Source organism: gamma proteobacterium symbiont of Axiagastus rosmarus, from assembly GCF_059730925.1.
On sequence record NZ_AP035925.1, the window covers coordinates 3,619,121 to 3,631,573 of the forward strand.

The 12,453-nt window shown below is 57.0% G+C and carries 14 protein-coding genes; 4 read left to right on the forward strand and 10 right to left on the reverse strand.

All coding sequences use genetic code 11. From position 1 onward, the window contains the following. Window positions 1-69 precede the first annotated feature (69 nt). The 5 genes from sspB to zapE all read right to left on the reverse strand — a co-directional run bounded on the left by sspB (window position 70) and on the right by zapE (window position 3,732). Window positions 70-555, reverse strand: a complete 486-nt coding sequence (sspB, locus tag AC6I8F_RS17150) for a ClpXP protease specificity-enhancing factor (RefSeq protein WP_021507752.1) — start codon at window positions 553-555, stop codon at window positions 70-72. Between the two features lie 3 nt (window positions 556-558). Continuing rightward, entirely contained in the window at window positions 559-1,200 is a 642-nt protein-coding gene (gene sspA / locus AC6I8F_RS17155) for a stringent starvation protein SspA (protein ID WP_021507753.1), read from the reverse strand. A 329-nt stretch (window positions 1,201-1,529) separates the two neighbouring features. Beyond that, on the reverse strand, window positions 1,530-1,922 hold the full coding sequence (gene rpsI / locus AC6I8F_RS17160; RefSeq protein ID WP_021507754.1) for a 30S ribosomal protein S9: 393 nt from the start codon (window positions 1,920-1,922) through the stop codon (window positions 1,530-1,532). A gap of 15 nt (window positions 1,923-1,937) precedes the next feature. Further along, the gene (gene rplM / locus AC6I8F_RS17165) at window positions 1,938-2,366 is read right to left on the reverse strand and encodes a 50S ribosomal protein L13 (protein ID WP_021507755.1); all 429 of its coding nucleotides are present in this window, start codon (window positions 2,364-2,366) and stop codon (window positions 1,938-1,940) included. 238 nt (window positions 2,367-2,604) lie between these two features. Beyond that, window positions 2,605-3,732 carry a cell division protein ZapE gene (gene zapE / locus AC6I8F_RS17170; protein WP_058759600.1) on the reverse strand — a complete coding sequence of 376 codons (1,128 nt, stop codon included), beginning with the start codon at window positions 3,730-3,732 and terminating at the stop codon, window positions 2,605-2,607. Between the two features lie 184 nt (window positions 3,733-3,916). On the opposite strand from zapE, the gene zapG reads away from it, so the two are divergent. From zapG to degS, 3 genes are all read left to right on the forward strand, one after another. After that, complete coding sequence (zapG, locus tag AC6I8F_RS17175) at window positions 3,917-4,321, forward strand: Z-ring associated protein ZapG (protein ID WP_021507757.1); 405 nt, start codon at window positions 3,917-3,919, stop codon at window positions 4,319-4,321. A gap of 108 nt (window positions 4,322-4,429) precedes the next feature. Beyond that, window positions 4,430-5,800 (forward strand): serine endoprotease DegQ, encoded by a 1,371-nt coding sequence (gene degQ / locus AC6I8F_RS17180; protein ID WP_031279744.1) that lies wholly within the window; start codon window positions 4,430-4,432, stop codon window positions 5,798-5,800. Between the two features lie 86 nt (window positions 5,801-5,886). Then, a complete protein-coding gene (gene degS / locus AC6I8F_RS17185; RefSeq protein WP_498028272.1) occupies window positions 5,887-6,960 on the forward strand; it encodes an outer membrane-stress sensor serine endopeptidase DegS in 1,074 nt (357 codons plus the stop codon). 64 nt (window positions 6,961-7,024) lie between these two features. On the opposite strand, the gene epmA is transcribed toward degS, so the two are convergent. The 3 genes from epmA to efp form a co-directional block, all read right to left on the reverse strand. Further along, entirely contained in the window at window positions 7,025-8,002 is a 978-nt protein-coding gene (gene epmA, locus AC6I8F_RS17190; protein WP_021507760.1) for an elongation factor P--(R)-beta-lysine ligase, read from the reverse strand. A gap of 164 nt (window positions 8,003-8,166) precedes the next feature. Then, complete coding sequence (locus AC6I8F_RS17195; protein ID WP_031279745.1) at window positions 8,167-8,301, reverse strand: entericidin A/B family lipoprotein; 135 nt, start codon at window positions 8,299-8,301, stop codon at window positions 8,167-8,169. Window positions 8,302-8,453: 152 nt separating this feature from the next. Beyond that, the gene (gene efp / locus AC6I8F_RS17200) at window positions 8,454-9,020 is read right to left on the reverse strand and encodes an elongation factor P (protein WP_021507762.1); all 567 of its coding nucleotides are present in this window, start codon (window positions 9,018-9,020) and stop codon (window positions 8,454-8,456) included. Between the two features lie 40 nt (window positions 9,021-9,060). On the opposite strand from efp, the gene epmB reads away from it, so the two are divergent. Next, window positions 9,061-10,089, forward strand: coding sequence for an EF-P beta-lysylation protein EpmB (gene epmB / locus AC6I8F_RS17205; RefSeq protein WP_127833595.1), 1,029 nt, complete (start codon window positions 9,061-9,063; stop codon window positions 10,087-10,089). A 164-nt stretch (window positions 10,090-10,253) separates the two neighbouring features. On the opposite strand, the gene AC6I8F_RS17210 is transcribed toward epmB, so the two are convergent. Together AC6I8F_RS17210 and groL are read right to left on the reverse strand one after the other, a co-directional pair. After that, the gene (locus AC6I8F_RS17210; RefSeq protein WP_021507764.1) at window positions 10,254-10,601 is read right to left on the reverse strand and encodes a DUF4156 domain-containing protein; all 348 of its coding nucleotides are present in this window, start codon (window positions 10,599-10,601) and stop codon (window positions 10,254-10,256) included. A 195-nt stretch (window positions 10,602-10,796) separates the two neighbouring features. After that, window positions 10,797-12,452 carry a chaperonin GroEL gene (gene groL / locus AC6I8F_RS17215; RefSeq protein WP_498028273.1) on the reverse strand — a complete coding sequence of 552 codons (1,656 nt, stop codon included), beginning with the start codon at window positions 12,450-12,452 and terminating at the stop codon, window positions 10,797-10,799. Window position 12,453 lies beyond the last annotated feature (1 nt).

Sequence of the window (12,453 nt, forward strand, 5' to 3'; positions counted from 1 at the left end):
GCGCTAAGCCGCGCTGCGACACAGGCATAAAAAAACGGGCTAATCAGCCCGTTTTTTATTTTCCGCGATTTACTTCACTACGCGCAGTGAAGGACGTCCACCGCGCGGCGGCGGTTCGTCATCCGGTGAAGAGTCGTCATCCGTCGCATCGTCCGGACGGTCACCATCAATCACCGACATCAGCGTCTCTTCCTGGCCACCTTCCTGCTCGTCGCCGGACAGCTCATAAGCAGGCTCCGGTTCGAACATGGTGCCGGCGCCGTTTTCGCGCGCGTAAATCGCCAGCACCGCAGCCATCGGCACAGATACCTGGCGCGGCACGCCGCCGAAACGCGCATTGAAGCGCACCTGATCGTTGGCAAGCTCAAGGTTACCCACCGCGCGCGGCGCGATGTTCAGGACAATCTGTCCGTCACGAGCGTACTCCAGCGGCACCTGTACGCCAGGCAGATTGATGTCCACCACCAGATGCGGCGTCAGCTGGTTGTCGAGCAGCCATTCATAAAAGGCCCGCAGCAGATAGGGACGGCGGGCAGTAAGTTGCGACATTTCCATAGATTAGCCCCGGGCTTGCAGGCGCATTTCACGTTCGGCTTCCGTCAAAGAAGCGAGGAAGGAGTCACGTTCAAATACGCGCGTCATGTAGCCTTTCAGCTCTTTCGAACCAGCGCCAGCCAGATCCACACCCAGCTGCGGCAGACGCCACAACAGCGGCGCCAGATAGCAGTCAACCAGGCTGAACTCTTCGCTCATAAAGAACGGCGTACGTGAGAACAGCGGCGCAATGGCCAGCAGCTCTTCGCGCAGTTGCTTGCGCGCGGCATCGGCTTCGGCACCGCTGCTGGTTTCAATGGTACGCATCAGGCTGTACCAGTCCTGCTCAATGCGGTGCATCATCAGACGGCTTTCACCGCGCGCGACCGGATAAACCGGCATCAGTGGCGGATGCGGGAAACGCTCATCGAGGTATTCCATGATGATGCGGGATTCATACAGCGTCAGTTCACGGTCGACCAGCGTTGGCACAGTGCGATACGGGTTGAGGTCAATCAGATCCTGCGGCAGATTATCCGTTTCAACCTGCTCGATCTCCACGCTGACGCCCTTCTCAGCCAGCACGATACGTACCTGATGGCTGAAAATGTCAGTCGGACCAGAAAACAGCGTCATTACCGAACGTTTGTTGGCAGCGACAGCCATGAAAACCTCCAAGTTTGTTCACAAAAAAATACTGCGAATGGCCAGCCACGCGGCGACTCACCTGCTCATCAGATTCGCACACAGCCGGGCGTTACGCGCATCGTCCGGTCGTCCCGACAGGCGCAGCATGCACAACGCCGCGACTCGCGGGCGCAAAGTGTCAGTCAGTTTACCAGATTTTAAGCAGCTTGTGGGGCGGGGATAATCATTTGCGGGCAAAATGCGGGGAAAGCTCGCGTTTTTACGCTGAAAAAGCGGCAGTTCAGGCAATAAAAAACCCGCCGAAGCGGGTTTTTTGAGCCAATTGTAACTGCCGAAGCAGCCAGCAATTAACGCTTGGAGAACTGTGGACGACGGCGTGCTTTACGCAGACCGACTTTCTTACGTTCAACCTGACGCGCGTCACGGGTAACGAAGCCCGCTTTACGCAGTTCAGAACGCAGAGACTCGTCGTATTCCATCAGAGCGCGGGTGATACCGTGACGGATCGCACCAGCCTGACCAGAAATACCACCACCTTTAACGGTGATGTACAGGTCCAGTTTACCAACCATATCAACCAGCTCCAGCGGCTGACGCACGACCATGCGTGCAGTCTCACGACCGAAGTACTGCTCCAGAGAGCGCTGGTTAATTACGATGTTACCGCTACCCGGCTTGATAAAGACGCGAGCGGCAGAGCTTTTGCGGCGACCAGTGCCGTAGTTTTGAGTTTCAGCCATTGCCTATAATCCCGATTAAATGTCAAGAACTTGCGGTTGCTGCGCCGCGTGGTTGTGCTCGTTACCTGCGTAAACTTTCAGTTTACGGTACATAGCACGACCCAGTGGGCCTTTTGGCAGCATGCCTTTAACCGCGATTTCAATCACACGCTCAGGACGGCGTTCGATCATCTCTGCAAAGGTCGCTTGCTTGATACCACCGATGTGGCCAGTGTGGTGATAGTAAATCTTGTCGTTACGCTTGTTGCCGGTTACAGCAACTTTGTCAGCGTTCAGAACGATGATGTAATCACCGGTATCAACGTGCGGAGTGTATTCCGCTTTGTGCTTACCACGCAGACGGCGCGCCAGTTCAGTCGCCAGGCGACCCAGGGTTTTGCCAGTTGCGTCAACAACATACCAGTCACGCTGTACGGTTTCTGGTTTAGCTGTAAAAGTTTTCATTGAAAAGCTTACCCAAATAAAAGTTACACGTTGGTGAAATCCCAAACGCTAAGTTAACGATTGAGGCTCACACGACCAATTCGCCCAGCAAGCCCACCCCCTCAGGTAGAGTTACCGGATCACACAGTTTTCCGGGAAAAGAAAGCCTGTGCTGTAACGTGGGGTCGCAAGATTATAGAGAAGTCGAATCTAAAGATCGACTCTTTTTGCGCCCGAAGCGGTGATTTCTGTTTGCCCCTCAGGGCAGGTGCGGCAGGCGAAGATACTCCTCGCTCTGCATCTCCTGCAGGCGCGACAGACAGCGCTGATATTCGAATTTCAGCCGCGTGCCCTGATAGATTTCAAACAGCGAGGTTTCTGCCGCCACCACCAGCTTGACGTGGCGCTCGTAGAACTCATCCACCAGCGCGAGGAACCGCCGCGCCTGGTCTTCCGTTTTGTAAATCATCACCGGCACATCGTACAGCAGCACGCTGTGGAAGCGGCGCGACAGCTCAATGTAATCGTGCTGGCTGCGCCCCTCACCGCATAACGCGAGGAAGTTGATGGCCAGTACGCCTTCGTGAACGCCGAGCGTCGGCAGCTGGCGATGGTTAATCTCCAGCACCGGCGCGTCGCCGCGCGGTTTACCGGACAGCGCGCTGAACATGCGCTCCATCTCCGCGTGCGTTGCGTCGTTAAGCGGGAAATTCCACAGATGGGCCGATGTCAGGGTGCGCAGGCGATAATCAATGCCGGCATCGACATTCATCACATCGCAGTGGCGCTTGATCTGCTCGATAGCCGGCAGAAAACGCGCCCGCTGCAGGCCGTTGCGGTACAGCTCATCCGGCGGAATGTTGGAGGTCGCCACCAGCGTAATGCCGCGGGCAAACAGCGCTTCCATCAGGGTACCAAGCAGCATTGCGTCGGTAATGTCGGAGACAAAAAACTCGTCGAAACAGAGAATATCGGTTTCCGCTTTGAAACGGTCAGCGACAATCAGCAGCGGGTCGCTGTGGCCCTGCAGCTGCGTTAACTCTTCGTGCACGCGCAGCATGAAGCGATGGAAATGCAGACGCAGTTTGCGATCGCCAGGAATAGACTGAAAAAACAGATCCATTACCCAGGTTTTACCGCGTCCGACGCCGCCCCACATATACAGGCCACGCACCGGCGCTTCATGGCTCTCCGGCGCTTTATTCATCAGCTTTGATAAGCGGCCAAACAGCCCTTTAGCTGCCGGCTGCGGCTGCTGCTGGCGGGCAATCAGGCCTTGCTGAATGCGATCTAAACGGGTGATGGCGTCACGTTGTACATCGTCCGGACGAAACTCGCCCTGCGACAGCGCCTGCTCATAGCGCGCAAGCGGAGATGAGGTTTGCATGGTTCTCTCAGAATCCCTGAAAAAGTCCGAATCACGTGTCGGTTGTCGAAAATTAGGCCGCTCTACACTAAGCGATACAGCCCGAGGATTCCACTTCCGATGGATTAACGGGTATAGTGGCTACTATTGAAGTTGAAACAGAAGCAATGCCCTACGAAGCAACGGAAATTACACGGGAGTCATTATGACCTGGGAATACGGGCTGATTGGTTTAGTGATTGGCATTATTGTCGGCGCGGTAGCGATGCGTTTTGGCAACAAAAAGCTGCGTGAGCAGCGCAGCATGCAGTACGAACTGGAAAAATCCAAAGCGGAGCTGGCGGATTACCGCGAAGAGCTCACCAACCACTTTGCGCGCAGCGCAGAGTTGCTGGACAACATGGCGCGCGACTATCGCCAGCTGTATCAGCACATGGCGAAAGGGTCGAATGACCTGCTGCCAAATCTGCCCGGCGAGAAAAACCCGTTTGCTTACCAGCTGACGGAAGCCGAGGCCGATAACGACCAGGCGCCGGTGCAGATCCCGCGCGACTACTCTGAAGGCGCATCGGGCCTGCTGCGCAGCGGCGAACGCACCACCCGCAGTTAATCCTTTTGGGGCACAGCATGGCTGTGCCCTTTTTGTTTTCCGAACGCTTATTACCAATAACTGTCACACTTCTTTTATCCCCCTTTTCGCAGCGAGAGCGTCATAGCAATGAAAAAACCAGCACGACTGTTAAGCGCATTAGCCTTGAGCATTGGGATGAGTCTGGCGGCGACGCCGGGTGCCATGGCCACGTTGCCGGCACAGATTCAGGGACAAGCACTGCCAAGCCTGGCACCGATGCTGGAAAAAGTGCTGCCGGCGGTGGTCAGCGTGCATGTCGAGGGCACCGACAGCGGTCAGCAGGGCCAGGATATTCCCGAGCCGCTGAAGCGCTTCTTTGGCCAGGCGCCCGGGCAGTCTCAGCCACAGCCGTTTGAAGGACTGGGTTCCGGCGTCATCATTGACGCAGCTAAAGGCTACATTCTGACCAACAATCACGTGGTAAACGGTGCGGATAAAATCAGCGTGCAGCTGAGTGATGGCAACGAATATGACGCAAAGCTGATTGGTCATGACGAGCAAACCGACATCGCGCTGATTCAGGTAGAAGGCGCAAAAAACCTCACGCAGGTGAAAATTGCTGATTCTGACGCGCTGAAAGTGGGTGATTTCGCCGTGGCGATCGGCAACCCATTCGGCCTCGGCCAGACGGCGACGTCCGGCATTATCTCGGCGCTGGGCCGCAGCGGGCTGAATCTGGAAGGGCTGGAGAACTTTATTCAGACCGATGCCGCCATCAACCGTGGTAACTCTGGCGGCGCGCTGGTGAACCTCAACGGCGAGCTGATCGGCATTAACACTGCCATTCTGGCGTCGAGCGGCGGCAACATTGGTATTGGCTTTGCTATCCCCAGCAACATGGCGATGAACCTGGCGCAGCAGCTGATTCAGTTCGGCGAAGTGAAGCGCGGTCAGCTCGGGATCAAAGGGACAGAAATGACCGCCGATATCGCGAAAGCGTTTAACGTCGATGCGCAGCGCGGAGCATTTGTCTCTGAAGTGCTGCCGAAGTCGGCGGCGGAACAGGCGGGCATCAAAGCGGGCGACATCATTACCGCCATTAACGATAAGCCAATTACCAGCTTTGCCGAGCTGCGGGTGAAAGTCGGCACCACGCCGCCAGGCCAGCAGGTGAAAATCGGTCTGCTGCGCGATGGCAAACCGCTGACGGTGACCGTAACGCTGGAACAGAGCGCGCAGAGCACCGCCAGCGCCCAGCTGATGTCGCCAGCGCTGCAGGGCGCCACGCTCAGTGACGGCAATACCAAAGCCGGCGATAAAGGGGTCAAAGTCGATACCATCGAAAAAGGCACGCCGGCAGAACAGGTTGGCCTGCAGAAAGACGATGTGATTGTCGGCGTCAACCGTACGCGGGTGCAGAGCCTCGCCGAGATGCGCAAAGTGCTGGAGGGCAAACCGCCGGTACTGGCGCTGAACGTGGTGCGCGGCGACGAAAGTATTTACCTGCTTCTGCGATAATCCTCGCAACGGGCGGACAAGCAGGTGTTTGTCCGCCCTTCTCGTGCTATTCTGCCCTGCGATCAACTCTTGCCTGAAATAACACCATGTTTCTTAAACTTTTACGTTCTGTGGTGATGGGCCTGATCGTGGCAGGTTTACTGCTTGTCGCGATCCCGGCGCTGCGAATGGGCAGCAACGTCACCTTTGATCACGACAGCAGCGCCGATGAAGCGCCCTTTAGTTTCAATCAGGGCGTGCGCCGTGCTGTGCCGGCGGTGGTCAACGTCTATAACCGCAGCGCGCACGGTAACAATAATCGCGGCATTACCACGCTCGGTTCCGGCGTCATCATGAACGCGAAAGGCTACATCCTCACCAACAAACATGTCATCAATAATGCTGACCAGATTATCGTCGCGCTGCAGGACGGACGCTTTTTTGAAGCGACGCTGGTGGGCTCCGACGCCATGACCGATCTGGCGGTGTTAAAAATCAGCGCCTCCAATCTGCCGGTAATCCCGATCAACGCCAAACGTGTCGCGCATATTGGTGATGTGGTAATGGCGATTGGCAACCCGTACAACCTCGGCCAGACGGTCACCCAGGGCATCATCAGCGCCACCGGCCGCATCGGTCTGAGCTCCTCCGGTCGGCAGAACTTCCTGCAAACCGATGCCTCGATCAACCAGGGGAACTCCGGCGGCGCGCTGATTAACTCGCTGGGCGAGCTGATGGGCATCAACACGCTGACCTTCGACAAAAGCAACGACGGCGAAACTCCGGAAGGCATTGGTTTTGCCATTCCGACCGCGCTGGCGACCAAAATTATGGATAAGCTGATTCGCGATGGCCGGGTGATCCGCGGTTATATCGGTATTACCGGGCGCGAGCTGCCGCCGCTGCACGGTCAGGGCAGCAACCTTGATCGGGTGCAGGGCATTATTGTCAGCGATGTGACGCCGGGCGGTCCGGCGGATCGCGCCGGCATTCAGGCCAATGATGTCCTGCTGCAGGTGAACGGTAAGCCGGCGCTGTCCGCGCAGGAGACCATGGACCAGGTGGCGGAAATCCGCCCGGGATCGGTGATTGATGTGCAGGTGCTGCGCAATGAGCAGAAGATGACGCTGCCGGTTACCATCCAGGAGTTTCCGGAAGCGGCCAATAATACCTCGCCGTAAACGCACCCGGCCGCGGACAGCGCCATCGCTGAGCCGCGGCCGGGTGTGCAGAACCGCGGCGTAACTAGCTGCGATCGACCGGGAAAGCGATCACCTCACTGAGCGCATCGGCCTTCAGCGCCAGCATAATCAGGCGATCGACGCCCAGCGCCACGCCGGAACAGGCTGGCATGCCGTGCGCCAGCGCATCCAGCAGGTAAGTATCAATCGGATGCTGTGGCAAACCGCGCGCAGCGCGACGGCGATTATCCTGCTCAAAGCGCTGACGCTGTTCGCGGCTGTCGGTCAGTTCGCGGAAACCGTTGGCCAGCTCCACGCCTTTGTAATAGACTTCAAAACGCTCTGCCACGCGGTGATCTTCGGTACTGATCTCCGCCAGCGCCGCCTGACTGGCCGGGAAGTGATAGACGAAGCACGGCTTATCGAGACCAATTTTCGGTTCCACGCCCAGCATAAACAGCAGCTGCAGCAGCGTGTCGCGATCGTCTTCGCGATTCGCCAGCTCGCCCTCACCCAGCTTTTCCGCCGCTTCGCGCAGCTGCGCCTTGTCCGCCGACAGCGGATCGATCTCCAGATGACGGATAAACGCCTGCTGATACGATAGCGATTCGGCGCTGTCGCACTCCAGCACCTGCTGCAACAGGTCGTCGACTTCGTTCATCAGCCGATACATGTCGTAGTGCGGCCGATACCACTCCAGCATGGTGAATTCCGGATTATGGTGGCGCCCGGCCTCTTCATTACGGAAGCAGCGCCCCATCTGATAAATCGGGCCGCTGCCCGCTGCCAGCAGGCGCTTCATGTGATATTCCGGACTGGTCATCAGCCACAGATCGCGCCCGTCTGCCGCGCCAGGTCCGACAAAGCGCGTCTGAAATGGCACCAGGTGGATGTCGGTGATCGTCGCCTGGCTCATGGCAGGCGTATCCACTTCCAGTACGCCGCGATCGGCAAAGAAACGCCGGATTTCCGCCAGGATGGCGGCGCGTTTCAACAAATTGGCAATGGGTGCGCTCGGCTGCCAGCTTGCCGTTTCGCTCATGGTGATGACTCCTTATACAGACAAGGGGAGGAAGTCTACCCGTATTGCTGACGGCAAACAACGGCACCGCCGTCGCGGCAGGCAGTTTCAGAAATCACAGGTGCTGGCAGGACAACAGGAGGAAGAGAAAGCCGGTACGAAAGCAGGTTTCGCACCGGTTTTAGTTACTGCGCGCTGCGCTGAATTGCCTGACCGCCCGCTTCAACATCTTCGCCTACGCCACGCGTGGTGTTACAGGCTGAAAGCAGCGAGGAAAGCACCAGTACCGAGAAAATCGCGACAATACTTTTCTTTAACATAGCCATATCCTTGTTGGTTGCAGTAAAAGTACAGCTTTTAAAGCATAGACCGGATACGCCATGATGGCGGTTAAGCTGCTGAAAAAAGACGCGGTGCGGGGATGAGCGCGGAAATAAAAAAAGGCGCATCGATGATGCGCCTGATTTGACGATTATTTTACGCGGGAAACGTATTCGCCAGAGCGGGTGTCTACTTTTACCACTTCGCCAATCTGTACGAACAGTGGCACTTTGATCACGGCGCCGGTAGACAGCGTCGCTGGCTTGCCGCCGGTACCGGCAGTATCACCTTTCAGACCTGGGTCAGTTTCGGTGATTTCTGCTTCGATGAAGTTCGGTGGCTGAACGGCGATCGGTTTATCGTTCCACAGGGTTACGATACACTCGGCGTTGTCCTGCAGCCATTTGGTCACGTCGTCCAGTACCTTGGCTTCAACCTGATACTGTTCGAAGGTTTCCGGGTGCATGAAGTAGAAGAAATCACCGTCGTTGTAAGAGTACTGCAGCGTCATGTCACGCACGTCTGCGCCTTCGGCGGAGTCGGTAGACTTGAAGGTTTTCTCAACGCGTGAACCGGTCAGCAGACGACGCATTTTAACACGTGCAAACGCCTGGCCTTTACCCGGCTTAACGAATTCACTGGATTCGATGGCATACGGTTCGCCTTCGAACATGATTTTAAGACCGGCACGAAAATCGTTGCTAAGATAAGTCGCCATAAAGGCCCTCTGTAGATATTAACTGGTAATAGCCAAAAAAATGGCACACATTGTAACCCTAAATCCCCCCGTCAGAGAAGATTGGTTGCAGCAACTTGCTGATGTTGTCACCGATCCTGCTGAATTACTGCAACTTTTAGCCCTCGAAAACCACGCGGATCTGGCAGCCGGGAGCGAGGCACGCCGTCTGTTCGCCCTGCGCGTACCGCGCGCCTTTATTCAGCGCATGCAGCGCGGCAATGCGCAGGACCCGCTGCTGCTGCAGGTGCTGACCAGCCGTCAGGAGTTTACCGATGCGCCGGGCTACAGCACCGATCCGCTCGATGAGCAGAGCAGCGTGGTGCCGGGCTTACTGCATAAGTATAGAAACCGCGCGCTGCTGCTGGTCAAGGGCGGCTGCGCGGTGAACTGCCGCTACTGCTTCCGCCGGCATTTCCCCTATCAGGATAATCAGGGCAACAAGCGCAACTGGCAGGCGGCGATTGATTACATTGCCGCCCATCCCGAGCTGGACGAGATCATCTTCTCCGGCGGCGATCCGCTGATGGCGAAAGATCAGGAGCTGGCGTGGCTGATTGGCGCGCTGGAAAACATTCCGCACCTGAAACGCCTGCGCATTCACAGCCGGCTGCCGGTAGTGATCCCGGCGCGCATTACCGAAGGGCTATGCCAGCTGCTGGCGGATACGCGTCTGCAGGTGCTGCTGGTCAGCCACATCAACCACGCGCAGGAGATTGACGAGGCGCTGCGCGAACGCATGCAGAGGCTGAAGCGCGCCGGCGTCACCCTGCTGAACCAGAGCGTGCTGCTGCGCGGCGTTAATGACGATGCGCAGACCCTGGCACAGCTCAGCAATGCGCTGTTTGATGCCGGCATCCTGCCCTACTATTTACATGTGCTGGATAAGGTGCAGGGGGCGGCGCACTTCTTTGTGCCTGATGAGCAGGCGCGCGCGCTGGTGCGGCAGCTGCTGACTATGGTATCGGGCTATTTGGTGCCGAAGCTGGCGCGGGAAATTGGTGGTGAGCCGAGCAAAACGCCGCTGGATCTGCAGCTACGTCAGGAGTGACGTTCCCTGCCAGCTGCCAGCTGCCCGGTGCGCATGAATGCGCACCCTACAGTATTCCTGTGGCGGCGCCATCACCGTAGTGTCGCCATTTATGGCGACCGTGCTGGAACTGTACTCAAAAACAAAAAAGCCGCTCTCGCGGCTTTTCTATTGCTGCTCTGCCATTACGGGCACTTATACACCTGACCCGACATTTTGCTGTCGAGCGGGGCGAAGGCAGACAGCAGGTTCTGCGTCGGGCTGGTGGCACCATAAATCACGTTGCCGCCCATCTCCGCTGCGCGGTTACGCAGGTCGTTGGCCGCACCGCGCAGTGAACTGCCTTCACCGCCTGAGCCGGTCAGCCAGTTGCTCTGCGAGCCGGTAACATTGCCCAGCAGCTGACATTGGCTGCCTGGCTGTTGATCAACAAAGGTGACACGTTCGCCGGCGGCACTCAGTTGGTTGGAGGTGCTACAGCCCGCCAGCAGTAAGGTACCGACTGCCAGTCCGAGCGAGAGGTTAATCCGCATTATAATCCCCATTTATTATCATCAGTGTCGGGCGGCAGCGTAGCAGAAAAGCGCACATTTTTTCTGAACATTCATTGCCCTAAACCCGCAAAGCCGAAGTATTGCGCCCTTACTTATACCTTGTTCGCCGGCAAAAGAAAAACCCCCGACCGTTTCCGATCGGGGGTTTCTCAACAGCTCAGACGTTCAGGGCAATTACATCATGCCGCCCATACCGCCCATGCCACCCATGCTGCCAGCGCCAGCACCTAAGTCAGGTGCGTCGCCTTTCGGCAGGTCGGTGACCATCGCTTCGGTGGTGATCATCAGACCGGCCACAGAAGATGCGTACTGCAGCGCAGAACGGGTCACTTTGGTTGGATCCAGGATACCGAAGTCGATCATGTTGCCGTACTCTTCGGTCTGCGCGTTGTAACCGTAGTTACCGTCGCCCGCTTTCACGTTGTTAGCAACCACAGATGGCTCTTCACCGGCGTTAGAAACGATCTGACGCAGTGGCGCTTCCATCGCACGCAGAGCAACCTTGATACCGACGTTCTGGTCTTCGTTCTGACCTTTCAGGCCAGATGCTGCGATTTTCGCCGCAACACGCACCAGCGCAACACCACCACCGGCAACCACGCCTTCTTCAACCGCAGCACGGGTAGCGTGCAGGGCATCTTCAACGCGTGCTTTCTTCTCTTTCATTTCAACTTCAGTCGCTGCGCCTACTTTCAGTACGGCTACACCGCCTGCCAGTTTTGCAACGCGCTCCTGCAGTTTCTCTTTGTCGTAGTCAGACGTCGCTTCTTCGATCTGCTGACGGATCTGCGTCACGCGGCCAGAGATTGCGCCCTGATCGCCCACACCATCGATGATGGTGGTGGTGTCTTTGTTGATCACCACACGTTTTGCCTGACCCAGGTCTTCCAGCGTCGCTTTTTCCAGCTCCATACCGATCTCTTCAGAGATCACGGTACCGCCGGTCAGGATAGCAATATCCTGCAGCATCGCTTTACGACGGTCGCCGAAGCCCGGTGCTTTCACCGCAGCCACTTTCACGATACCGCGCATGGTGTTGACCACCAGCGTAGCCAGCGCTTCGCCTTCCACGTCTTCTGCGATGATCAGCAGTGGTTTGCCGGCTTTCGCCACAGCTTCCAGCACTGGCAGCATTTCGCGGATGTTAGAGATTTTCTTGTCAGCCAGCAGGATGAATGGGCTTTCCAGCTCCACTGCACCGGTTTCTGGCTTGTTGATGAAGTACGGAGACAGGTAGCCACGGTCGAACTGCATACCTTCAACCACGTCCAGCTCGTCCTGCAGACCGGTGCCTTCTTCAACGGTGATCACGCCTTCTTTACCCACTTTGTCCATCGCCTGAGCGATCAGGGTACCGACGCTTTCATCGGAGTTGGCAGAAATGGTACCTACCTGCGCGATAGCGCGGGAATCCTGGCATGGTACAGACAGGGTTTTCAGCTCTTCAACGGCTGCGGCAACGGCTTTATCGATACCGCGCTTCAGATCCATTGGGTTCATGCCCGCCGCGACGGCTTTCAGGCCTTCGTTGACGATAGCCTGTGCCAGAACGGTAGCGGTGGTGGTGCCGTCGCCTGCTGCGTCGTTGGCTTTAGAAGCGACTTCTTTCACCATCTGCGCACCCATGTTCTCGAACTTGTCTTCCAGCTCGATTTCACGTGCCACAGAAACACCATCTTTAGTGATGGTCGGTGCACCAAAAGATTTATCCAGAACCACGTTACGGCCTTTCGGGCCCAGGGTAACTTTTACTGCATCTGCCAGTACGTTCACGCCACGCAGCATTTTTACGCGTGCGTCATTACCGAATTTTACGTCTTTAGCTGCCATT

What these genes read in the sequence shown, in the direction of transcription:
- sspB (WP_021507752.1), bottom strand. Translation starts at nt 555, where the DNA reads ATGGAAATGTCGCAACTTACTGCCCGCCGTCCCTATCTGCTGCGGGCC.
- sspA (WP_021507753.1), bottom strand. Translation starts at nt 1,200, where the DNA reads ATGGCTGTCGCTGCCAACAAACGTTCGGTAATGACGCTGTTTTCTGGT.
- rpsI (WP_021507754.1), bottom strand. Translation starts at nt 1,922, where the DNA reads ATGGCTGAAACTCAAAACTACGGCACTGGTCGCCGCAAAAGCTCTGCC.
- rplM (WP_021507755.1), bottom strand. Translation starts at nt 2,366, where the DNA reads ATGAAAACTTTTACAGCTAAACCAGAAACCGTACAGCGTGACTGGTAT.
- zapE (WP_058759600.1), bottom strand. Translation starts at nt 3,732, where the DNA reads ATGCAAACCTCATCTCCGCTTGCGCGCTATGAGCAGGCGCTGTCGCAG.
- zapG (WP_021507757.1), top strand. Translation starts at nt 3,917, where the DNA reads ATGACCTGGGAATACGGGCTGATTGGTTTAGTGATTGGCATTATTGTC.
- degQ (WP_031279744.1), top strand. Translation starts at nt 4,430, where the DNA reads ATGAAAAAACCAGCACGACTGTTAAGCGCATTAGCCTTGAGCATTGGG.
- degS (WP_498028272.1), top strand. Translation starts at nt 5,887, where the DNA reads ATGTTTCTTAAACTTTTACGTTCTGTGGTGATGGGCCTGATCGTGGCA.
- epmA (WP_021507760.1), bottom strand. Translation starts at nt 8,002, where the DNA reads ATGAGCGAAACGGCAAGCTGGCAGCCGAGCGCACCCATTGCCAATTTG.
- AC6I8F_RS17195 (WP_031279745.1), bottom strand. Translation starts at nt 8,301, where the DNA reads ATGTTAAAGAAAAGTATTGTCGCGATTTTCTCGGTACTGGTGCTTTCC.
- efp (WP_021507762.1), bottom strand. Translation starts at nt 9,020, where the DNA reads ATGGCGACTTATCTTAGCAACGATTTTCGTGCCGGTCTTAAAATCATG.
- epmB (WP_127833595.1), top strand. Translation starts at nt 9,061, where the DNA reads ATGGCACACATTGTAACCCTAAATCCCCCCGTCAGAGAAGATTGGTTG.
- AC6I8F_RS17210 (WP_021507764.1), bottom strand. Translation starts at nt 10,601, where the DNA reads ATGCGGATTAACCTCTCGCTCGGACTGGCAGTCGGTACCTTACTGCTG.
- groL (WP_498028273.1), bottom strand. Translation starts at nt 12,452, where the DNA reads ATGGCAGCTAAAGACGTAAAATTCGGTAATGACGCACGCGTAAAAATG.